We start from the raw sequence: 21976 nt of genomic DNA on the forward strand, positions 1-21976 counted from the left end.
CCGGTTACTCCGATCCGCGCAGTCGGTGGATGTGTCCCACCAGTCCAGCGGTCGACGCATCCCGCGTTGCGGCATTCTCCTTGCCTTCCACGACAGGCAGCAGCCCGGTCGCCAGTTCCTTGCCAAGCTCGACGCCCCACTGGTCGAAGGAATTGATGTTGAAGAGCGTGCCCTCGACGAAGACGCGGTGCTCATAGAGCGCGATCAGCCGCCCGAATGTATGCGGGTCGAGTTGTCTGTAGAGGATCGTCACCGATGGCCGGTTGCCGGAGAAGACGCGGTGCGGCGCGATCCTGTCGACATCGGCTGATTTCATGCCTTTTGCCAGCATCTGCGCGCGCGCTTCCTCCAGCGTGCGACCCTTCATGAAGGCCTCCGACTGCGCCAGGCAGTTGGCGAGCAACAGATCGTGATGATGCTTGAGATCCGGCTCATGGCCGATTGCCGCGGCTAGGAATTCGACCGGGATGAAATCGGTGCCTTGATGCAGCAGCTGGAAGAAGGCGTGCTGGCCATTGGTGCCGGGCTCACCCCAGACCAGCGGGCCGGTCGGCGTGGTGACGGCGTCGCCGTCGAGGGTGACGCTCTTGCCGTTCGATTCCATGTCGAGCTGCTGCAGATAGGCCGGCAGCCTCGACAAGCGCTGGTCGTAGGGAATGACGGCGCGGGCAGGGTATTTGCAGATCACCCGATGCCACCAGCCGATCAGCCCCATCAGCGCCGGCAGGTTCCTGGCCAGAGGCGCCGTCTGGAAATGTTCGTCCATCGCATGCGCGCCATCAAGAAAGGCGCGAAAATTCTTCGGGCCGACGGCGATCATCACCGGCAGACCAATCGCGCCCCAGACGGAATAGCGTCCGCCCACCCAATCCCAGAAGCCGAAGACGCGGTCGGAAGCGATGCCGAATTTGGCCACCAGGTCCAGCGCCGTCGAGACGGCGGCGAAATGCTTGCCGACCGCTTCCTTGCCGAGCGCCTTCTGCACCCATTCGCGCGCCGTCTCGGCATTGGTCATCGTCTCGACCGTGGTGAAGGTCTTCGAAGCGATGATGAACAGCGTGGTTTCCGGGGAAAGGCCCTTCAGCGTGTCGTGGATGTGGGCGCCGTCGATGTTGGACACGTAATGCGTGCGCGGCCCGTCATGATAGGGCGCCAGCGCCAGCGTCGCCATCGCCGGGCCCAGGTCGGACCCGCCGATCCCGATATTGACGATGTCGGTGATCTTCTTGCCGGTCGCGCCAGCCGCCTTGCCGGAGCGCACGGCATCGGCGAAGGCGCCCATCGCGTCGAGCACCGCGACAACCTCCGCCTTCACATCCTGGCCGTCGAGCACGATACCGTTGCCGTTCAGGTTGCGCAGCGCGGTGTGCAGCACGGCGCGGCCTTCGGTGACGTTGATCTTCTTGCCCGAGAACATCGCGGCGCGCCGACCTTCGAGATCGGCGGCTTCCGCCAGCTTCTCCAGCAGATGCATCGTCTGCGCATCGACCGCGCATTTCGACCAGTCGAGCAGCAGGTCGCCGTCGGTGGCGGAGAATTTTTCGAAGCGCTGCGGATCAGCGGCGAAAGCCTCGCGCATGCTGCCCGATTTGGCCGCTTGGTGATCGCGCAGCGCGTCGAGCTGTTTTTGAAAGGACGATTGATCCACTGCCTCACTCCGAAGTCTCTGTTGCCACCATATCAGACCGGATGTTTCCGGCGCGTGTCGTCGCGGCAAACTATCTAGCCGAAATCCACTGGTTTCAATGCGCGGGGATGACGCACGGCGTCACGCCGCGATGACGCCTGCGTCACGCCAGGGACGACGCGCTGCGTCACCCGGGGATGCTGCAGTGCAGCGAAGGATCACTGGCATAAATCCCAACGATCAGAAAAATTGATTGGCGCAACACCTTGTGCCACCGATACATTCGACTGGTCCAGCCAAGTGAAAAAGGCTGGCCATCGAGGAAGATTTCCCATGCCACAGCGAAACGACACGGCCATATGGTCCGGCTTGTTCCGGATTTCGGCGGACTCCGGCCAGACACTGCAAGCGCAGATCCGTCAGGCCATCGTCGCCGCCATCCTCGACCGACAGATCGCCGCCTCGATGCCGCTTCCGTCCTGCCGCATCCTGGCCGAGAAACTCGGCGTGGCGCGCGGCACCGTGGTGCTGGCCTTCCAGCAGCTCGTCGACCAGGGTTTCCTGGTGGCGCGCGAACGGCGCGGCCATTTCGTCAATCCCGACGTGCTGGCGACCCCGGCGCGGCCTCATCAGAAGGCGCCCGATCAGGCCAACGAGATCGACTGGAAGGCGCGTCGGCAGATCGCGGCCAGCGACATGCCGCCGCCGGCCAAGCACGACAACTGGATCAAGTCGTCCTACCCCTTCGTCTATGGCCAGTTCGATCCGGCACTGTTCCCGACTGCCGAGTGGCGCGAGTGCAACCGCATGGCGCTCGCCGTGCTCGAGATCCGCAACTGGGCGTCCGACATGGTCGACCGCGACGATCCGCTCTTGATCGAGCAGATCCAGGCGCGGCTGTTGCCGCGGCGCGGCATCTTCGCCAATCCCGACGAGATCATCGTCACGCTCGGCGCGCAGAACGCGCTCTATATGCTGGCGACGCTGCTAATGACCAAGGGCTCCAAGGTGGCCATGGAAGACCCCGGCTATCCCGACGCACGCTCGATCTTCCGGCTGGCGGGCGCCGACGTCACACCGGTCCCGGTCGACCATTCCGGCATCGTAACCGCTTCCATTCCCAGCGATTCCGGCTTCGTCTTCGTGACGCCCAGCCACCATTGCCCGACCATGGTGCCGCTGTCTGCGGAGCGCCGGCAGGACCTTTTGGCGCGGGCCAATCGCCACAACCAGATCATCATCGAGGACGGCTATGACAGCCAGCTTTTGGACGAAGCGCCGCAGCAGGCGCTGAAGAGCCTCGATCGTTCCGGCCGCGTCGTCTATGTCGGCTCGATGTCGAAGACGTTGGCTCCGGGTCTGCGGCTCGGCTACATCGTTGCCTCGGCCGGGTTGATCTCCGAGCTTCGCGCGCTGCGCCGTTTCATGCTGCGCCATCCGCCGGCCAACAACCAGCGCGCGGTCGCGCTGTTCCTGTCGCTTGGCCACCACGAGGCGCTGGTGCGGCGGCTGTCGAGCGCTTTCGACGAACGGCGCAAGCGTCTGATCCATGCGATTACCGCCTTCCTGCCGGAGTGGCGCTCTACCGATTCGGCCGGCGGCGCGTCGCTCTGGCTCGAGGGGCCACGCGGCACCGATTCACGCGGCCTGGCAGAGGCCGCTGCCTCGCGCAGCGTCATCATCGAGCCCGGCGACCGCTTCTTCGACCGCACTGAAAAGCCGTCGCGCTTCATGCGGCTTGGCATCTCCTCGATCGCGCTGCAGCACATCGAACCCGGCATCCGCGAACTGGCAACGGCGGCCGGACGCAGACCGGCGGCGGCTTGAAGCCTCGTCCGAGCTGGGACCGGGAGCAGCCGCCGTTCTTTAGCGCTCTGGCATATGCGACGGGACCGTCTGGCTCATAGGCTGTGCCAATGCCGACGGCATAGTTCGAGGCATAAGGGGACGAAGCAGGCCGATGGTGGACCAATCGCCGCCGCCAGCTTCGCAGCTAAAGGTGGAGTGCCTCCATGTCAGTGGCTGTTGAGAAGCCGGATTTGCCCTCGGACCAACGTTCGCGGCGTTCCGGCGGGCGCGAAGCGCGCCGCGCCATGCGCGCAGCACCCCTTGCCGACGATATCAAGCCGGTGCGCGCCGGCCTCGAAGGCGGAAGCTACGGGCCGCTCAGCGAGAACGATCGGGAGCGCATCCACGAAGCGGTGCTGACGCTGCTTGAAACGGTCGGCTTCGCCAACGCCATCCCATCTTGCATCGAGGCGTTGACCAAGGCCGGCGCCACTCTCGGCGAGGACGGGCGAATTCGCTTTCCCCGCGCGCTTGTCCTCGACACCATCAAGAAGGCCGCGCGCCACTTCACCCTGCATGGCCAGGATCCCAAGCACGACATGCTGATCCAGGGCAAGCGCGTGCATTACGGCACAGCGGGTGCCGCCGTGCATCTGGTCGATGTCGAGAAGCGCGAATACCGCGAGTCGCTGCTGCAGGACATCTATGACGCCGCCCGGATCGTCGAGGGGCTCGATAACATCCACTTCTTCCAGCGGCCGATGGTGCCGCGCGACATTCCCGATCCGCTCGACATGGATTTCAACACGCTTTACGCCTGCGTGATGGGCACGTCGAAGCATGTCGGCACGTCCTTCACGGTGCGCGAGAACGTCAAGCCGGCGCTCGACATGCTCTATGCGATTGCCGGCGGCGAAGAGAATTTTCGCGCGCGGCCTTTCGTCTCCAATTCGAACTGTTTTGTCGTACCGCCGATGAAGTTTGCCGAGGACGCCTGCGGCGTGCTCGAGGCCTGCGTCGAAGGCGGCATTCCGATCCTGCTGCTGTCCGCCGGCCAGGCAGGCGCTACGGCGCCGGCGGCGATTGCCGGGGCGGTGGTGCAAGCGGTGGCCGAGGTGCTCGCCGGTCTCGTCTATGTCAACACCATCAAACCGGGGCATCCGGCGATCTTCGGCACCTGGCCGTTCGTCTCGGATCTCAGGACCGGCGCCATGTCCGGCGGCTCGGCCGAGCAAGCGGTGCTGACGGCTGCCTGCGCTCAGATGGCGCAATTCTACGACCTGCCGGGCGGTTCGGCCGCCGGCATGACGGATTCGAAATTGCCCGACATTCAGTCCGGTTACGAAAAGGGCATCACGGATGTGATGGCCGGCCTTGCCGGCCTCAACCTCGTCTACGAATCGGCCGGCATGCATGCCTCGCTGCTCGGCTTCTGCTTGGAAAGCCTGATCATCGACAACGACATGCTCGGTCATTGCCTGCGCTGCGTGCGCGGCATCGAGGTGACCGACGAGTCGCTGTCGATAGACACCATCGCCGACGTATGCCTGAAGGGGCCAGGTCACTATCTCGGCAACGAGCAGACGCTGCGGCTGATGCAGACCGAATATTTCTACCCGGCGGTCGGCGATCGCTTTTCGCCGAAGGAGTGGAACGAGAAAGGCAGGCCCGACATCTTGCAGCGGGCGATCATCGAAAAGAAACGCATCCTCGCCGAGCGCTTCCCGCGCCATGTGCCGAAGCCGGTCGACGACAAATTGCGCGCCCGCTTCGGCAATCTGATCCATCTGCCGCGCAGCGGCATGGGTGGCTGAAGACGTTTCCCGTCAAGAACTGTCAGTCGGCGCTCAAACCGTAGCGCTCGACGACTTCGCCACTGATCAGCTTGGCATGCAGCGCCATCAGAATGATTTGCGCATCGAAGCTGTCGCCAGCCTCAAGGGCTGTCTCGAGCCGGCGCTCCGCATCCAGCCGATGTTGAAGGCCGTTGGATCGCTCGAACGCTTCCGGCCCGGCAATACAATAGCCAAATAGCTGCGCCACCGACGGGTAGGCTTGCGGTGGCGGCTCGTCGGGCCAGTGATCCTTCATCAGATTGACGATGGTGAGCTTTGCTGCTTCCGGCACAAGGGCGGGATGAAGGTCGACACCGCGCAACGCGGCGTCGAGTTGCCTGAGGTCGCCTGAACGGCCGAACATGCCAAGGAAGCCTAGGGAAGAACGTCGTCTCGCCATGATAATTCCGCGCGCCTATCCGCTGACTGCCAGCAACAAAACACCGGCAAGGGCCGACCCCGCAAGCGTCGGCAGCATGCCGATCTTCAGCTTCAGAATGGCGACCATCGCCGCGGCGGACAGCAGCGCCGCACTCCAGTCGATCGATGAGAGCGCCGGCACGTCCATTCCAAGCCCGATGTTGCGCACCTCGCCGAAAATGACGTGCAAGCCGAACCACAGAGCGAGATTCATGATGACGCCGACGACGGCGGCGGTGATCGCGGTCAGCGCCGCCGACAGTGCCTTGTTGCCGCGCAGGGCTTCGATGTAGGGCGCACCGAGGAATATCCAGAAGAAGCAAGGCGTGAACGTCGCCCACAGGGTGAGCATCGCCCCTAGCGATCCGGCAAGCAGTGGGTTCAGTGATCCGGATTGGCGGAACGCGGCAAGAAAACCGACGAACTGCAGGACGAGAATGAGCGGGCCCGGCGTGGTTTCGGCGAGCCCAAGGCCATCCAGCATTTCACCGGGTGCGAGCCAGCCGAAGGACTCGACCGCTGCCTGCGCGACATAGGCGAGGACCGCGTAGGCGCCGCCGAAGGTGACGACCGCCATGACGCTGAAGAAGCCACCGATCTCAGTCCACACGCTGGCGGATCCGGTCAAAGCCCAGACCAGAAGCACAGGCCCGAGCCAGATCGGTACCCAGATCGCAATGGTGCGCGGCGCATGCCACCGCGTCGGCCTGGTATGGGCCAGTTCGCCGCGTTCGAACATCAGGTCGACCGCGCCCTTGATGTCTGGAACTGCGTCTTTGCCGTGCGCCGACCCGGAAAAAAGGGCCGGCGCAATATGGTTGCCGATCCAGCCCGTCAGTCCCGCAAGCACGATGATGAGCGGAAACGGCACGTTCAGTGCATAGATGGCGACGAAGGCGGCAAGCGCGATCGACACCATGACCCGATTTTTAAGGGCACGTCGTCCGATCCGGATCATCGCCTCGATCACGATGGCAAGGACAGCCGCTTTCACCCCGAAAAACAGCGCCTCGACGAGAGGAGCGTCGCCATACAGCGCATAGAGGATGCTCAAGGCGAGCATCACAAGCGCGCCCGGCGCAACGAAGAGGATGCCGGCGACCAGGCCGCCGATCGTCCGGTGCAGCAGCCAGCCGATATAGATGGCGAGTTGCTGGGCTTCAGGGCCGGGCAGCAGCATGCAGTAGTTCAACGCATGCAGGAAACGTTGCTCGCCGATCCAACGCCGCTCCTCGACCAGCTCCCTATGCATGAGCGCGATCTGCCCGGCCGGCCCGCCGAAGCTGAGCAGGCCGATTTTCGCCCAGAGCATTACGCCTTCGCGGAAGGTTGGCGCTGCCGGCGATTCGACGATCTCGCCCGTTTTCTCCGAAGCCCCCGTTTTGTCAGAGGCCCCCGTTTTGTCAGAAGGGGCGCTCATGATGGCTTGCTCGCGCTTGGCCAGTTGTGCATCTCCTCGGTGGCGTCGCGACACCATCGGTAAAACGCATCGTAGAGCAGCATGCCTGCCTCCAGCTGTTCCAGATCGTCGCGGAACATCCGCGACAGGCCGAGCGAGGCGGCCAGGAATCCGGCTGCCTGGGGAACCAGGTCCAGGCTTGCGGTATCGGCTGCGCGCACGATCATGGCGAGGCGGTCGAGCGCTTCGGATTCGAGCTCGAACTCTTCGATCATCGTGTCGAAGGTGCAGCGTTCGCGGCGGTGTGACCAGAACACATTGTCGATGTCGAAAGGCACGGCCTGAAAACGATCCGCAACGGCCGGCACTTCGGCCGCCTCGACAAAGAGGAAGACCGCGCTCGGATCGATGAAGCGCCGGATCAACCAGGGGCAGGCGATGCGATCGACCTTCGGGCGGGTCCGCGTCACCCATACGGTGCGGCCCTTTTCATCGCGGGGCGGCATCTTGTCGGCGTCAATCAGAAGCCCCTTGGCATCGCGCCAGGCCTCGAACCCGCCTTCAAGGGATTCGGCACTAACTCCCTCATAACGCAGCCATGCGGCCACGCCTTGCGAGAGCTTTTGTCCCCTCTGGCAGACGACCGCCACTCGGCTGCCGACGAATTCGGATGCCCAGGTCGAGACGGTCCTGAAATCACGCCGGGTTGAGGCCGGCAGCAGACGCGGATCGGCATTGTAATCATCTTCGATGCGAACATCGATGATGGTTGGCGCGCCGGGCAGACCAACCAGACGGGACAGTTGTGATACGGTGATAGCGGTTGTTGACGGCATGGCGTCCACCTCCTTGAAAGAGAAGCTTGGACGCGAACGTTGGGCTGACGCCTCACGGGGTCGTCGCGATGCACCCCTTGGCATGATCGTGGATTTGTAGTGCCCACTTGTCAAGCGTCATCCCTGGCGCAAAGGATGCTCTGGCTCCGACGGATGGTTTGGCGGGGCCAGAACATTTCTGGGAGGAAACCATGAAAAAGACCTATCACGGCAGTTGCCATTGCGGCGCCGTGCGTTTCGAAGCCGATATCGACCTCGCCGAAGGCATCCGCAAATGCAATTGCAGCTTCTGCTGGAAGCTCGGCTACCGGAAATCCTTCGCAGCCTATGAGGCCGTGCGGGTGACGGATGGCCGCGACCGGATGCGGGAGTACAAGGCGACGCCGTCGAACTGGCCGGAAGGCGACATCAATCACTATATGTGCCCGAACTGCGGCGCGAATTTTCTCTCCCGCGGCTATCTCGACTTCATGGGCGGGAATTTCTGGGCGGTGAACGTCGCCTGTCTCGACGACGCCACCGAAGAGGAACTCGCCGCAGCACCGATCGTCTATGAGGATGGCAAGCGCGACAGGCAGATGGAAGCGCCCGAGGTCACCAGCTATCTATAGGCGCTGCTTGGGCGGCTCTCCCTCTCCCACAAGGGATCCCTTGTGGGAGAGGGAAAGAAGAGGCGTTCAGTGATTGTCCCGCGGCACGCCGCGGGTATGCGCCACGTCCTGGTATTTCACCGCCGGCTTCAGCACCATTCCTTCGGAAAACTGGTCGACCATGCCGCGCTGGATCTCCTGCCATGGTGTCTGGTGCTTGGGGTAGTGATAGCCGCCATTGTTCTGCAGCTCGGCGCGACGGCGCGTGATCTCTTCGTCGGTGACGAGGATGTCGGCGGTGCCCTTGCGCAAATCGATGCGGACGCGGTCTCCGGTCTTCAACAGCGCCAGCCCGCCGCCTATGGCGGCTTCGGGCGAGGCGTTGAGGATCGAGGGCGAGCCCGACGTTCCCGACTGGCGGCCGTCGCCGATGCAGGCCAGCGCATGGATGCCCTTTTTGATGAGATGGGCCGGCGGCTGCATGTTGACGACTTCGGCGCCGCCGGGATAGCCGATCGGGCCGGCGCCGCGCATGAACAGGATGGTGTGTTCATCGATGCCTTGCGCCGGATCGTCGATGCGGGCGTGATAGTCCTCCGGTCCGTCGAAGACCATGGCGTTGCCCTCGAAGGCCTCGGGGTCCCTAGGATTCGACAGATAGCGTTCGCGGAATTCGGGCGAGATGCCGCTGGTCTTCATGATCGCCGAATCGAACAGATTGCCTTTGAGATTGATGAAACCGGCATTGACCTTCAGCGGCTCTGCGACGGTGCGGATGACATCGAGATTCTCGTTGACGGCCGCGCTGCAATTGTCGCCGATCGTCTTGCCGTTGACGGTCATGGCATTGGGATGGGGCAATAGCCCGGCCTTCATCAGTTCGGCCACCACCGCCGGCACGCCACCGGCATGGTGGTAATCCTCGCCGAGATATTCGCCCGACGGCTGCAGGTTGACGATGAGCGGTATGTTGAGGCCGACCTTCTGCCAATCGTCATTGTCGAGCGGCACGCCGAGATGGCGGGCAATCGCATTGAGATGAATCGGTGCATTGGTCGAGCCGCCGATGGCCGAATTGACGACGATGGCATTCTCGAAGGCCTGCCGGGTCATGATGTCGGACGGCTTCAGGTCCTCATGCACCATGTCGACGATACGCTTGCCCGTCTCATATGCGATCTGGCCGCGCTCGCGATAGGGCGCCGGAATCGCGGCTGAGCCCGGCAACTGCATGCCAAGCGCCTCGGCCAACGAATTCATGGTGGTGGCGGTGCCCATGGTGTTGCAATAGCCGGTGGACGGCGCCGAGGAGGCGACGATGTCCATGAACTCGTCATAGTCGATCTCGCCGGCCGACAGACGCTGGCGCGATTCCCAGACGATCGTACCCGAGCCGGTGCGCTTGCCCTTGTGCCAACCGTTGAGCATCGGGCCGACCGACAGCGCGATGGCCGGGATGTTGACGGTGGCCGCCGCCATCAGCAGGGCCGGCGTGGTTTTGTCGCAGCCGATGGTGAGCACGACGCCGTCGAGCGGATAACCGTAAAGCACCTCGACCAGGCCGAGATAGGCAAGGTTGCGGTCGAGTGCTGCGGTCGGGCGCTTGCCCGTCTCCTGGATCGGATGGCACGGGAACTCGAAAGGAATGCCGCCCATCGAGACGATGCCTTCGCGTACGCGCTTGGCCAGCTCGATATGATGGCGATTGCAGGGTGACAGATCCGAGCCGGTCTGGGCGATGCCGATCAGCGGCTTGCCCGACATCAGTTCGGCGCGCGTCAGCCCGTAGTTCAGGTAGCGCTCGAGGTAAAGCGCCGTCATCCCCGGATTGTCGGGATTGTCGAACCACTCCTGCGAGCGAAATTTCTTGTTCTGTTTTGGGGCGCCGGCCATCATGGTCTCCGTATTTGTATGACAAATCGATATGACAACGCGCGAGAGCAGGCAAGAGGCACGCGCCATCCGAATCCGGACTTTGGTGCGATAGACATACATCTGGCCCCACGCTAGACGGGATCGGAGTTTGTCGATCTGTTATCCGGGAGATTTTGATGGCTTTGGTGATCGAAGGCGAGGAACGCATCGCCGCACCCCTGCAAAAGGTGTGGGAAGCGCTGAACGACCCGGACGTTCTGAGGCAGACCATTCCGGGCTGCCAAAGCCTTGAAAAGACGTCGGACACCGAGATGGCGGCGACCGTCGTGCTCAAGATCGGGCCGATCAAGGCAACCTTCGACGGCGAGGTGACGCTGAAGAACCTTAACCCGCCGCATTCCTACACCATCCAGGGCGAAGGCAAAGGGGGCATCGCCGGCTTCGCTAAGGGCGGCGCCGACGTGACGCTGACATCAGACGGGCCGGAGACGACGATCCTGAAATATGCGGCCAAGGCCGATGTCGGCGGCAAGATCGCCCAGCTCGGCAGCCGGCTGATCGAATCGACGTCGAAGAAACTGGCGGGGCAGTTTTTTTCGAGTTTTGGCGAGAAGGTTGGCGGCTGAGCCCCTCCCCCTTGAGGAGAGGGTGCCGCGCGAAGCGCGGCGGGTGGGATCGCCGCAACTGCCTCAACCTATATTTGACCAAGAAAGGTAGAGCGCGTCGCCACCGACCCCACCCGGCCCTTCGGGCCACCCTCCCCTCAAGGGGGAGGGGTTATTCAAACACGATGCTCGGCACTGCCGCTTCGGCCGCACCGCGTTCTTCGTTGACCCTGCCCCAGACCTTCGCGGCGATGTCGCGGTAGATCTTCGCCTCGGCGCTATCGGGCTTCGAGACCACCACCGGCGTACCAGCATCCGAGCTTTCGCGGATGCCCATTTCGAGCGGCACTTCGCCGAGGAAGGTGACGCCGAGACGATCGGCCTCGCGCCGCGCGCCGCCATGGCCGAAAATGTCGTAGCGCTTGCCGGTGTCGGGGGCGAGGAAGTAGCTCATATTCTCGACGATGCCCAACAGCGGCACGTCGACCTTCTTGAACATGTTGAGGCCTTTTCGCGCATCGATCAGGGCCAAATCCTGCGGCGTCGAGACGATGACGGCGCCGGCCAGCGGCACCTGCTGGGCCATGGTCAGCTGCGCGTCGCCGGTGCCGGGCGGCATGTCGACGACGAGCACGTCGAGCGGACCCCATTCGACCTCGCGCAGCATCTGCGTCAGCGCCGACATCACCATCGGCCCGCGCCAGATCATCGGCGTCTCCTCGTCGACGAGGAAGCCCATCGACATGACCTTCAGGCCGTAATTCTCCATCGGCTTCAGCACCTTGCCGTCGACGGTCTGCGGCCGGCCATGGATGTTGAGCAGCCGCGGCATGGACGGGCCGTAGATGTCGGCGTCGAGCACGCCGACCCTCAGGCCGTTGGCGGCGAGGCCAAGCGCGATGTTGACGGCGGTGGTCGACTTGCCGACACCGCCCTTGCCGGAAGCGACCGCGATGATCGCCTCGATGCCGGGCACACCGCGCTTGCCCTGGCTGTGCGAGGCTGGAGCATGCGGAGCCCGGCGTGGCGCGGCAGCGGGTGCTGACGGCGGCGCGGGCCTCGGGGCTGGTCTTTGCGAAACCGGAGCTTCCATGCCGCCACCCTTCTTTTCCGCCGTCAGCGCAACCACGGCGCCGGCGACACCGGGGATCGCCTTGACGACCCGTTCGGCGGCGGCGCGCAACGGCTCCATCTCCTGAGCCCGGGCAGCCGGCACGGTGATCGAAAAGAACACCTTGGCATCGGCAATGAAAATCTCGGAAACCATGCCGAGGTCGACGATGTTGCCGGTGAAGTCTGGTCCGTTGACCGTCTTCAGGCGTTCGATGACGGTTTCCTTGGTGACGTTTTCCTGGACGGCGGGCATCAGCTTTTTCCTCTGCTTTTGCGCATGAGATAATGCAGTTCCCGGGCAGAACCAAGCGGCGGAACGACACGCCGGTGGCATGCGCCCAAAAACCTGCATTGACTTGTAGGGTTTTGCGAAAGCCGAACGTCCTTAGGAAAGATGCACGCCGATCGTGCAAGCAGCGGTCGCCTGAAGACGAAGCGGCCCTATTTCTTGCATGGCTTTCGATGTGCCCCCAGCAAGGAAAGGAGAACTGTCATGCTCGCAAACAGCAACGCAACAGCCAATCTCGCGGTGAAGGATCTGACGAAGGCCAAGGCTTTCTACGAGGGAACGCTCGGCCTGACTGAGGTCCACAACGAGGGCGACGAACTGATCGTCTATAAAAGCGGCGACACCAGCATCAATGTGTACCGTTCGGAATTCGCAGGCACGAACAAGGCGACGGCAGTGACCTGGATGGTCGGCGACGAGATCGACAATATCGTCAAGACGCTGAAATCGAAGGGTGTTGTTTTCGAGCACTATGAGATGCCAGGCCTGACGATGGAAGGCGATATCCATGTCGGCTACGGCATGAAGGTCGCATGGTTCAAGGACCCGGACGGCAACATCCTGAACCTAGTGGACAGGTAGTTCGGCGTTCGGCTGGCGATCGCTAACAGCGTCAACTTGCGAGGCTGACCGCCAGGTAGGTGAGTGCCGAAATCGCGGCGGTGGCAGGCAAAGTCACGATCCAGGCGATGACGATGTTGCCGGCGATGCCCCAGCGCACGGCCGAGACGCGGCGGGCGGCGCCGACACCGATGATGGCGCCGGTGATCGTATGCGTCGTCGACACCGGAATGCCGAGCCAGGTGGCGGCGAACAGGGTGATCGCGCCGCCGGTCTCGGCACAGAAGCCTTGCATCGGGTTCAGCCGGGTGATCTTCGAGCCCATCGTGTGGACGATGCGCCAGCCGCCGAACAGCGTGCCCAGCGCCAGCGCCGCCTGGCAAGTGATGACGATCCATAGCGGCACGTAGAAATTCTCTCCGAGAATGCCTTGCGAATAGAGCAGCACGGCAATGATACCCATGGTTTTCTGTGCGTCGTTGCCGCCATGGCCGAGCGAATAGAGCGAGGCGGAAACGAACTGCATGACGCGGAACGTGCTATCCACGGCGAACGGGGTCTGGCGCACGAACGCCCAGGAAACCGTAAGGATCAAGACAAGCGCCAGCAGGAATCCGGTCGCAGGCGACAGGACGATCGCCGCAATTGTCTTGCCAAGCCCGGCCCAGACGATGGCGCCGCCGCCTGCCTTTGCAACGCCGGCGCCGACCAATCCGCCGATCAGCGCATGCGAACTGCTGGAGGGAATGCCGGCGAGCCAGGTGACGATATTCCAGACAATGGCACCGACAAGAGCGGCGAAGATCACCGCAGGGGTGACGATGCTGGCGTCGATAATCCCCGTTCCCAGGGTCTCGGCAACATGAAGACCGAAGAACAGGAAGGCGATGAAATTGAAGAAGGCCGCCCATAGCACCGCATAGTGCGGCCTCAGCACACGCGTGGAGACGATGGTGGCGATGGAGTTGGCGGCATCGTGCAGGCCGTTGAGAAAATCGAAGAACAGCGCAACGGCAATGAGTCCGATCAACACGGGAAAGGCGATGGCGGCTTCCATTGGCTAAACGTTCTCGATGACGATGCCGCTGATCTCGTTGGCAACGTCCTCGAAACGGTCGACCACTTTTTCCAGCTCGCCATAGATCTCGCTGCCGATCAGGTAGGCCATCGCGTCGCTGCGGCCGTGCCTCTTGAACAGGTCCTTCAGGCCCTGCTCGTGCAGATCGTCGGCCCGGCCTTCCGCGCGCATGACCTCCTCGGCGATCGCATTGAGGCGTACGCTGTGGGCGCCGACCTTGCTGAGCAATGGGATGGCCTCGGCGACCAGCTTGGCTGCAATGACGATGATGCCGCCCATTTCCTGCATCAGCGGGTCGAATTCCTTCTTCTCGAACAGCTTCACCGTCTTGACGGTCTTGTGCATCATGTCGATGGCGTCATCCATCGACTGGATCAGATCCTTGATGTCCCCGCGATCGAAAGGCGTGATGAACGAGCGCCGCACGGAAAGCAGGACTTCCGCGGTGATGTGATCGGCCTGGTCTTCAAGATCGACGATCTTTTGGCACCAGCGATCGATGTCCTTGCCCTGGAGAAGCTGCTCGAGCGCCTCGGCACCATCGACCACGGTACGGGAGTGTTGCTCGAAGAGATCGAAGAAGCGATCTTCGCGCGGCAGCAGCTTGCGGAACCAGCTCAGCATGTTCGATCTCCGTGCCCCACGACCTCGCCTCATCCACATAGCGCCGCACACCGCTGCGGGAAATAGTAAGCCGGCTGAAAGATGTGGACGCTGCCGATTGCACATGCAGCTTGCGGCGGAATGCAATTTCCCCGACTTTGGCACTGGACCCACCGGACAGATGGCATGATCGACAAGCTGGAATTCTTCATCGCGCTGGCCAGGGAAGAGCATTTCGGCCGGGCGGCGGAGGTGTGCGGCGTCACCCAGCCGACGCTTTCGGCAGGGATCAAGCAGTTGGAGGGCCAGCTCGGCGTGATGCTGGTTCTGCGTGGATCGCGCTTTCAGGGGCTGACGCCGGAGGGCGAACAGGTGCTGGTGTGGGCGCGCCGCATCGTCGGCGATAGCAGGACCATGCGCGAGGAGATGCGGGCGGCGCGTCACGGACTTTCGGGACGCATCCGCATCGCCGCCATCCCAACGGCGCTGGCCATGGTAGCGCGGCTGACGACGCCCTTTCGGGCAAAACATCCCGGCGTCACCTTCTCGGTACTGTCGCGCACCTCGATCGAGGTGCTGTCGCTGCTCGGCAATTTCGACATCGACGCCGGCATCACCTATCTCGACAACGAGCCGCTGGGGCGGGTGACCAGCGTGCCGCTTTATGACGAGCGCTACCAACTGATCACCGCGGTCGGAAACCCCTATTCCGACCGCGACAAAGTGACATGGGCGGAGCTCAGCCAGCTGCCGCTCTGCCTGCTGACGCCGGACATGCAGAACCGCCGTATCATCGACCAGCATTTGGCCGAGGCTGGCACGCAGGTGCGGCCGACGCTCGAATCCAATTCGATGATCGTGCTGTTCTCCCATATCCGTACCGGCAAATGGTCGTCGATCATGCCGCTCAACCTCTCGGAAACGTTCGGCTTTTCCGAGCCCATCCGGGCCATTCCCATCGTCGAGCCGGATGCCAGCCACACCGTCGGGCTGGTGGCGACGCCGCGCGAGCCACACACGCCGTTGGTCTCGGCGTTGCTGGACGAGGCGATGGCGCTGGCAGACGATTTCCGCTCCCGCAATTGAGCTAGAGATTGCAGGCTGAACGACGTCGATAGAAAATTCCTATCGAGCAACGGATCAGCTTTATTGATCTGGCGGGTTTCCTCTGATTTCCTAAATACTTAGCGGAAGATCGCTACGACACCAGGGAGGGCGCTGCATGACGATGCAGCCTGCAAGTACCGAGATCGCGTCGCGCACGGCGGCGATCGTCCAGGAGTTGAAGGGCCTCGAAGGCCCGCTGCTGCCGATCCTCCATGGCATCCAGGAAGAGTTCGGCCACGTGCCGCAGGACGCGCTGCCGGTAATCGCCGAGGCGCTGAACATCACCAAGGCGGAGGTGCATGGCGTCGTCAGCTTCTATCATGACTACCGCAGCCACCCGGCTGGCCGGCACGTACTCAAAGTCTGCCAGGCGGAAGCCTGTCAGTCGATGGGCTCGGATTTGATCGCCGCCAAGCTCAAGCAATTGCTGGGCATCGGTTTTCACGAGACAACCCGCGACGGCTCGGTGACGCTGGAACCGGTCTATTGCCTCGGCCTTTGCGCCTGCGCGCCATCGGCGATGCTGGACGGCGAGGTGATCGGCCGGCTCAACGACGAAAAACTCGACGAGATCGTTGCCGAGGTGCGTTCATGATCCCGCGCATCTACATTCCCGGCGATTCCGGCGCACTGGCGCTCGGTGCGGAAAAGGTCGCGAAGGCGATTGAGAAGGAATTGGCCGATCGCGGCATCGAGGCCAAGATCGTGCGCAATGGTTCGCGCGGCGCCTATTTTCTCGAGCCGATGGTCGAAGTGGCAACAGCAGACAAGGGCCGCGTCGCCTATGGGCCGGTGAAGCCGTCCGACGTCAAAGGCCTGTTCGACAGCGGCTTTCTCACCGGCGGCCACCACAAGCGCTGGCTGGGCGCGCCCGACAAGATCCCGTTCCTGGCCAAACAGACGCGGCTGACCTTTGCGCGTTGCGGTGTCATCAACCCGCTGTCGCTCGATCACTACAAGGCGCATGGCGGGCTGAGGGGCTTGCAGAACGCCGTGGCACTAACGCCCGCCGACGTCGTCAAGCAGGTTACGGAATCGGGCCTACGCGGGCGCGGCGGCGCCGGTTTTCCGACCGGCATCAAATGGAAGACGGTGCTCGATACCACGGCCGACCGCAAATACATCGTCTGCAATGCCGACGAGGGCGATTCGGGCACGTTCGCCGACCGTATGATCATGGAAGGCGACCCGTTCGTGCTGATCGAAGGCATGACCATCGCCGGCATCGCAACGGGCGCCAGCAAGGGCTTCATCTATATACGCTCGGAATATCCACACGCAGTAGCGGTCATGCAGAAAGCCGTCGAGATCGCCCGCAAGGCCGGCGTGCTCGGCGTCAACGTGCTGGGCTCGCCCAACGCCTTCGACATGGAAGTCCGCGTCGGCGCCGGCGCTTATGTCTGCGGCGAGGAGACCTCGCTGCTCGACAGCCTCGAAGGCAAGCGCGGGCAAGTGCGGGCCAAGCCGCCGCTGCCGGCGCACAAGGGCCTGTTCGGCAAACCGACGGTGATCAACAACGTCATCTCGCTGGCTTCGGTGCCTGTCATCATGGATAGGGGTGCTGCCTTCTACAAGGATTTCGGCATGGGCCGTTCGCGCGGCACCATCCCGATCCAGATCGCCGGCAACGTCAGATATCCCGGTCTCTATGAGGCTGCGTTCGGCATGACGCTGGGCGAGATCGTCGACGAGATCGGCGGCGGCACCGCGACAGGACGTCCGGTCAAGGCCGTGCAGGTCGGCGGCCCCCTCGGCGCATATTTCCCGCGCACGCTATTCGATACACCGTTCGACTACGAGGCGTTTGCCGCCAAGGATGGCTTGATCGGCCATGCCGGTATCGTCGTTTTCGACGACAGCGCCGACATGCTGAAGCAGGCGCGCTTCGCCATGGAATTCTGCAGCATCGAAAGCTGCGGCAAGTGCACGCCCTGCCGCATCGGCTCGACGCGCGGCGTCGAGGTGCTGGACCGGCTCGCCCAGAACATCGAACCCGAGAAGCAGATTGCCCTGGTCACCGACCTCTGTAACACGATGAAGTTCGGCTCCCTTTGCGCTCTGGGCGGCTTCACCCCATATCCAGTAATGAGTGCACTCAACCATTTCCCCGACGACTTTCGGCCGACGCCGGTCGCCGAAGCAGCGGAATAGGAGCGGACAGCCATGAACGCGGCATTCGACATCAAATCGCTGGTCCAGGAAATCGACTACGGAACGCCCGCTTCGGAAGCGGAACAGCAGGTGACGCTGACGGTCGACGGTAAGTCCGTGACCGTTCCGGCAGGTACCTCTATCATGCGCGCTTCGATGGAAGCAGGGGTCGAAATCCCGAAACTCTGCGCAACCGACATGCTGGACTCGTTCGGCTCCTGCCGGATCTGCCTGGTCGAGATCGATGGACGCGGCGGCACGCCAGCCTCCTGCACGACACCTGTCGGCGAAGGCATGGTCGTGCACACGCAGACCGACCGCCTCAACGCCATCCGCCGCGGCGTGATGGAACTCTATGTCTCCGACCACCCGATCGGCTGGAACGAGAAGGCCGGCACAGGCGCCAGCGAGTTCGACAAGGTCGCCAACACGGTCGGGCTGACCGAGAACCGCTATGGCGTGGACGGCCGCAACCACGTCAAGCAGGAGAATGGGGTCGCGCCCGGCCATGGTTCGCTGGCTGTCGATTACATCGCCCGCGATGAATCCAATCCCTATTTCACCTATGATCCCGCGCAATGCATCGTCTGCTCGCGTTGCGTGCGGGCTTGCGAGGAGGTGCAAGGCACCTTCGCGTTGACCATCGAGGGCCGCGGTTTCGAATCGCGCATGGTCGCCGGCATGCACGAGGAATTCATCGCCTCCGAATGCGTATCCTGCGGCGCCTGCGTGCAGGCCTGTCCGACCGATGCGCTGCGCGAGAAATCGGTACTTGCCAAGGGCCTGCCAGAGCGTTCGGCTGTCACCACCTGCGCTTATTGCGGCGTCGGTTGCTCGTTCAAGGCCGAGGTCAAGGGCGACGAGGTCATTCGCATGCTGCCCTACAAGGAGGGCAAGGCGAACCACGGCCACTCCTGCGTCAAAGGCCGTTTCGCCTATGGCTACGCCACCCACAAGGACCGCATCCTGTCGCCAATGATCCGGGAAAAGATCACCGATCCCTGGCGCGAGGTGAGCTGGGAAGAGGCGATTGCCCATACGGCCAAGGAGTTCCGCCGGATCCAATATCAGTATGGACGCACCGCGATCGGCGGCATCACTTCCTCGCGCTGCACGAACGAGGAGACCTATCTCGTCCAGAAGCTGGTGCGGCAAGGCTTCCGCAACAACAATGTCGACACTTGTGCGCGCGTCTGCCATTCGCCGACCGGCTACGGGCTCGGTCAGACCTATGGCACCTCGGCCGGCACGCAGGATTTCGACTCCGTCGAATTCACCGATGTCGCCGTGGTCATTGGCGCCAATCCGGTTTCGGCCCATCCGGTGTTCGCCTCGCGGCTGAAGAAGCGGCTGCGGCAGGGTGCCAAGCTGATCGTGCTCGATCCGCGTCGCACCGAGATGGTCAAGTCGGCGCATGTCGAAGCGGCCTATCACCTGCCGCTGAAGCCCGGCACCAATGTGGCGGTGCTGACGGCGCTGGCGCATGTCGTCGTCACCGAAGGTCTTTTCGACGAAGCCTTCATCCGCGAACGTTGCGACTGGGCGGAGTTCCAGGACTGGGCTTCTTTCGTCGTCTTGCCGGAAAACAGCCCCGAAACCGTCGGCAAACTGTGCGGCGTCGATCCCGAACTGATCCGGGGTGCTGCGCGTCTCTACGCCACCGGCGGCAACGGCGCGATCTACTACGGCCTCGGCGTCACGGAACACAGCCAGGGTTCAACCACTGTCATGGCGATCGCCAACCTCGCCATGGCCACCGGCAATATCGGCCGGCCGGGCGTCGGCGTGAACCCGCTGCGCGGGCAGAACAATGTGCAGGGCTCGTGCGACATGGGCTCTTTCCCACACGAGCTGCCCGGTTATCGCCATATCTCCGGCGAAGCCGTGCGCGACATCTATGAAAGCCTGTGGGGCGTGAAGCTGGACGACGAACCAGGCCTGCGCATTCCCAACATGCTGGATGCCGCCGTCGACGGTAGCTTCAAGGGCATCTACATCCAGGGCGAGGACATCCTGCAGTCCGATCCCGACACCAAGCATGTCGCCGCCGGCCTCGCCGCGATGGAATGCGTCGTCGTGCACGACCTTTTCCTCAACGAGACCGCGAACTACGCGCATGTTTTCCTGCCGGGCTCGACCTTCCTCGAGAAGGACGGCACTTTCACCAATGCCGAGCGCCGCATCAACATGGTGCGCAAGGTGCTGGAGCCGAAGGCGCGCTTCGCCGATTGGGAGGCGACGCAGGAGCTTGCCCGTGCGGTCGGGCTGGACTGGAACTATCAGCATCCCTCCGAGATCATGGACGAAATCGCCAAGACGACGCCGAGCTTCGCCGGTGTCTCCTTCGAGCTGCTCGACCGTGTCGGATCCGTACAATGGCCATGCAACGAGACGGCGCCGCTTGGCACCCCGATCATGCATATCGATGGTTTCGTGCGCGGCAAGGGCAAGTTCATCCGCACCGAATATGTGGCGACGGACGAAAGGACCGGGCCGCGCTTCCCGCTGCTGCTCACCACCGGCCGGATTCTGTCGCAGTACAATGTCGGGGCGCAGACCAGGCGTACCGAAAATGTGATGTGGCATGCCGAAGACCGGTTGGAAATCCATCCGCACGATGCCGAGAACCGCGGCATACGCGACGGCGACTGGGTGCGGATGGCGAGCCGTTCCGGCGAGACGACGCTACGCGCGCTGATCACCGACCGGGTGTCGCCGGGCGTCGTCTACACGACCTTCCACCACCCCGACACGCAGGCCAACGTGATCACCACCGACTTCTCGGACTGGGCGACCAATTGTCCGGAATACAAAGTCACCGCCGTGCAGGTGGCGCCGTCCAACGGCCCGACCGAGTGGCAGAGGGATTATAACGAGCAGGCTCGCCAGAGCCGGCGCATCGCCCCGCTGGAAGCGGCGGAGTAGTCTTGGCCGCGCGCCGCAAAGCGACGACGCAGATATCGCGGCTAGCGCATCGCGCCAGCGGCACCACGGCGGCGAACCGCATGGTGCCGGAGGAGACCCCGGTGGCGTTCTCCTTCGCCGGAACCACCCATGCGGTGATGATGGCGAGCCCCGCCGATTTCGAGGACTTCGCACTCGGCTTCTCGCTGACCGAAGGCATCATTGCCGCACCCGAGGAGATCGAGGCCATCGAAGTCGAAAATCTCGGCGCGGGTATCGACATACAGATCCGGCTGAGGGACCAGGCCAATACCCGCTTCCAGGCGCGGCGGCGCAGACTTGCCGGTCCGGTCGGCTGCGGGCTGTGTGGCATCGAGTCGATCGAGGAAGCGATGCGGTCGGTGGATGCGGTTGGTTCGTCGAAGCTCACACTTGATGCCGACGACATCGTCCGCTCGGTCAAGCTCTTGTCGAAGGTGCAACCGCTGCACGCCGAGACCGGGGCGGTTCATGCCGCGGGTTTTTATGTGCCGGGCAAGGGCATCGTCATGGCGCGCGAGGATGTCGGCCGCCACAATGCGCTGGACAAGCTGGCCGGCGCGCTGGCCAAGGCCGGTATAAACGGCGCCGCCGGCGCTGTCGTGGTGACGTCGCGCGTTTCGGTCGAGATGGTGCAGAAGACGGCGGCGATCGGCGCGGCGTTCATCATCGCCGTCTCGGCGCCGACCGCGCTAGCCATCCGCACAGCGGAAGCCGCCGGGATGACGCTGGTGGCGCTGGTTCGCGGCGACGATTTTGATATTTTCACCCACCCTGACCGGGTGGCTGCTGGAGTTGCCAAGCATGTCGCATGACGAAGAACACATCATGAGCACCGGGGAAAAGCTGGTGCGTATGGCCAACCAGATCGCCGATTTTTTCCATTCCAAGCCGCGCGACGAAGGTATTGCCGGCGTTGCCGAGCACATCAACAAGTTCTGGGAGCCGAGGATGCGGCGGCAGCTGTTCGAGATGCTAGACGGCGGCGGTGGGGGCTTCAACGAACTCGTCGTGGCTGCCTCCGCCAAGATCAAGCGGCCCAAGACGCCAGAACAGTCCGATATGAGCATCGGTTACACCGGGCGTGGAGCTGCGGAGGCCGAGAGCGCCGCTCCGCAGAAATAGCCCGACAACCGCCTCCCCAGAGGTAAGAAGC

At 63.2% G+C, this 21976-nt stretch carries 19 protein-coding genes; 11 read left to right on the forward strand and 8 right to left on the reverse strand.

Annotation, left to right across the window (positions count from 1 at the left end):
- Positions 1-4: 4 nt before the first annotated feature.
- Complete coding sequence (gene pgi, locus AC0L26_RS23895; protein ID WP_473634792.1) at positions 5-1648, reverse strand: glucose-6-phosphate isomerase; 1644 nt, start codon at positions 1646-1648, stop codon at positions 5-7.
- A 312-nt stretch (positions 1649-1960) separates the two neighbouring features.
- Here pgi and pdxR point away from each other — a divergent pair, with 312 nt between their 5' ends.
- Together pdxR and AC0L26_RS23905 are read left to right on the forward strand one after the other, a co-directional pair.
- Positions 1961-3454, forward strand: coding sequence for a MocR-like pyridoxine biosynthesis transcription factor PdxR (gene pdxR / locus AC0L26_RS23900; protein WP_473634794.1), 1494 nt, complete (start codon positions 1961-1963; stop codon positions 3452-3454).
- Between the two features lie 185 nt (positions 3455-3639).
- Entirely contained in the window at positions 3640-5229 is a 1590-nt protein-coding gene (locus AC0L26_RS23905; protein WP_473634795.1) for a trimethylamine methyltransferase family protein, read from the forward strand.
- A 22-nt stretch (positions 5230-5251) separates the two neighbouring features.
- Here AC0L26_RS23905 and AC0L26_RS23910 read toward each other — a convergent pair whose 3' ends face one another.
- The 3 genes from AC0L26_RS23910 to AC0L26_RS23920 all read right to left on the reverse strand — a co-directional run bounded on the left by AC0L26_RS23910 (position 5252) and on the right by AC0L26_RS23920 (position 7905).
- A complete protein-coding gene (locus tag AC0L26_RS23910; RefSeq protein ID WP_473634796.1) occupies positions 5252-5650 on the reverse strand; it encodes a hypothetical protein in 399 nt (132 codons plus the stop codon).
- Between the two features lie 15 nt (positions 5651-5665).
- The gene (chrA, locus tag AC0L26_RS23915) at positions 5666-6982 is read right to left on the reverse strand and encodes a chromate efflux transporter (protein WP_473634797.1); all 1317 of its coding nucleotides are present in this window, start codon (positions 6980-6982) and stop codon (positions 5666-5668) included.
- Between the two features lie 104 nt (positions 6983-7086).
- Positions 7087-7905 carry a chromate resistance protein ChrB domain-containing protein gene (locus AC0L26_RS23920; protein WP_473634798.1) on the reverse strand — a complete coding sequence of 273 codons (819 nt, stop codon included), beginning with the start codon at positions 7903-7905 and terminating at the stop codon, positions 7087-7089.
- Between the two features lie 191 nt (positions 7906-8096).
- On the opposite strand from AC0L26_RS23920, the gene AC0L26_RS23925 reads away from it, so the two are divergent.
- Positions 8097-8516 carry a GFA family protein gene (locus AC0L26_RS23925; RefSeq protein WP_473634800.1) on the forward strand — a complete coding sequence of 140 codons (420 nt, stop codon included), beginning with the start codon at positions 8097-8099 and terminating at the stop codon, positions 8514-8516.
- A gap of 66 nt (positions 8517-8582) precedes the next feature.
- Here AC0L26_RS23925 and AC0L26_RS23930 read toward each other — a convergent pair whose 3' ends face one another.
- Positions 8583-10388, reverse strand: coding sequence for an IlvD/Edd family dehydratase (locus AC0L26_RS23930; protein ID WP_473634801.1), 1806 nt, complete (start codon positions 10386-10388; stop codon positions 8583-8585).
- Positions 10389-10546: 158 nt separating this feature from the next.
- Between AC0L26_RS23930 and AC0L26_RS23935 the strand changes: the two genes are divergently transcribed.
- Entirely contained in the window at positions 10547-10996 is a 450-nt protein-coding gene (locus AC0L26_RS23935) for an SRPBCC family protein (protein ID WP_473634802.1), read from the forward strand.
- A gap of 151 nt (positions 10997-11147) precedes the next feature.
- Here the strand turns inward: AC0L26_RS23935 and AC0L26_RS23940 are convergent, their stop codons facing one another.
- On the reverse strand, positions 11148-12341 hold the full coding sequence (locus AC0L26_RS23940; RefSeq protein WP_473634803.1) for an Mrp/NBP35 family ATP-binding protein: 1194 nt from the start codon (positions 12339-12341) through the stop codon (positions 11148-11150).
- Positions 12342-12581: 240 nt separating this feature from the next.
- Here AC0L26_RS23940 and AC0L26_RS23945 point away from each other — a divergent pair, with 240 nt between their 5' ends.
- Positions 12582-12959, forward strand: a complete 378-nt coding sequence (locus tag AC0L26_RS23945) for a VOC family protein (protein WP_473634804.1) — start codon at positions 12582-12584, stop codon at positions 12957-12959.
- A 31-nt stretch (positions 12960-12990) separates the two neighbouring features.
- Here AC0L26_RS23945 and AC0L26_RS23950 read toward each other — a convergent pair whose 3' ends face one another.
- Together AC0L26_RS23950 and AC0L26_RS23955 are read right to left on the reverse strand one after the other, a co-directional pair.
- Entirely contained in the window at positions 12991-13995 is a 1005-nt protein-coding gene (locus AC0L26_RS23950; protein ID WP_473634805.1) for an anion permease, read from the reverse strand.
- A gap of 3 nt (positions 13996-13998) precedes the next feature.
- Positions 13999-14640 carry a DUF47 family protein gene (locus tag AC0L26_RS23955; RefSeq protein ID WP_473634806.1) on the reverse strand — a complete coding sequence of 214 codons (642 nt, stop codon included), beginning with the start codon at positions 14638-14640 and terminating at the stop codon, positions 13999-14001.
- Positions 14641-14805: 165 nt separating this feature from the next.
- Here AC0L26_RS23955 and AC0L26_RS23960 point away from each other — a divergent pair, with 165 nt between their 5' ends.
- From AC0L26_RS23960 to AC0L26_RS23985, 6 genes are all read left to right on the forward strand, one after another.
- Entirely contained in the window at positions 14806-15705 is a 900-nt protein-coding gene (locus AC0L26_RS23960; RefSeq protein WP_352934297.1) for a LysR family transcriptional regulator, read from the forward strand.
- 136 nt (positions 15706-15841) lie between these two features.
- Positions 15842-16321, forward strand: a complete 480-nt coding sequence (locus AC0L26_RS23965; RefSeq protein WP_352934300.1) for a formate dehydrogenase subunit gamma — start codon at positions 15842-15844, stop codon at positions 16319-16321.
- Entirely contained in the window at positions 16318-17877 is a 1560-nt protein-coding gene (locus AC0L26_RS23970; RefSeq protein WP_473634807.1) for a formate dehydrogenase beta subunit, read from the forward strand. Before AC0L26_RS23965 ends, AC0L26_RS23970 begins: the two co-directional genes overlap by 4 nt.
- 12 nt (positions 17878-17889) lie before the next feature.
- Positions 17890-20802 (forward strand): formate dehydrogenase subunit alpha, encoded by a 2913-nt coding sequence (gene fdhF, locus AC0L26_RS23975; RefSeq protein ID WP_473634808.1) that lies wholly within the window; start codon positions 17890-17892, stop codon positions 20800-20802.
- A gap of 2 nt (positions 20803-20804) precedes the next feature.
- The gene (fdhD, locus tag AC0L26_RS23980; protein ID WP_473634809.1) at positions 20805-21635 is read left to right on the forward strand and encodes a formate dehydrogenase accessory sulfurtransferase FdhD; all 831 of its coding nucleotides are present in this window, start codon (positions 20805-20807) and stop codon (positions 21633-21635) included.
- On the forward strand, positions 21625-21945 hold the full coding sequence (locus tag AC0L26_RS23985; protein WP_473634810.1) for a formate dehydrogenase subunit delta: 321 nt from the start codon (positions 21625-21627) through the stop codon (positions 21943-21945). The genes fdhD and AC0L26_RS23985 overlap by 11 nt, the downstream gene beginning before the upstream one ends.
- Positions 21946-21976: the final 31 nt, after the last annotated feature.

The organism is Mesorhizobium sp. WSM4823, assembly GCF_055811195.1.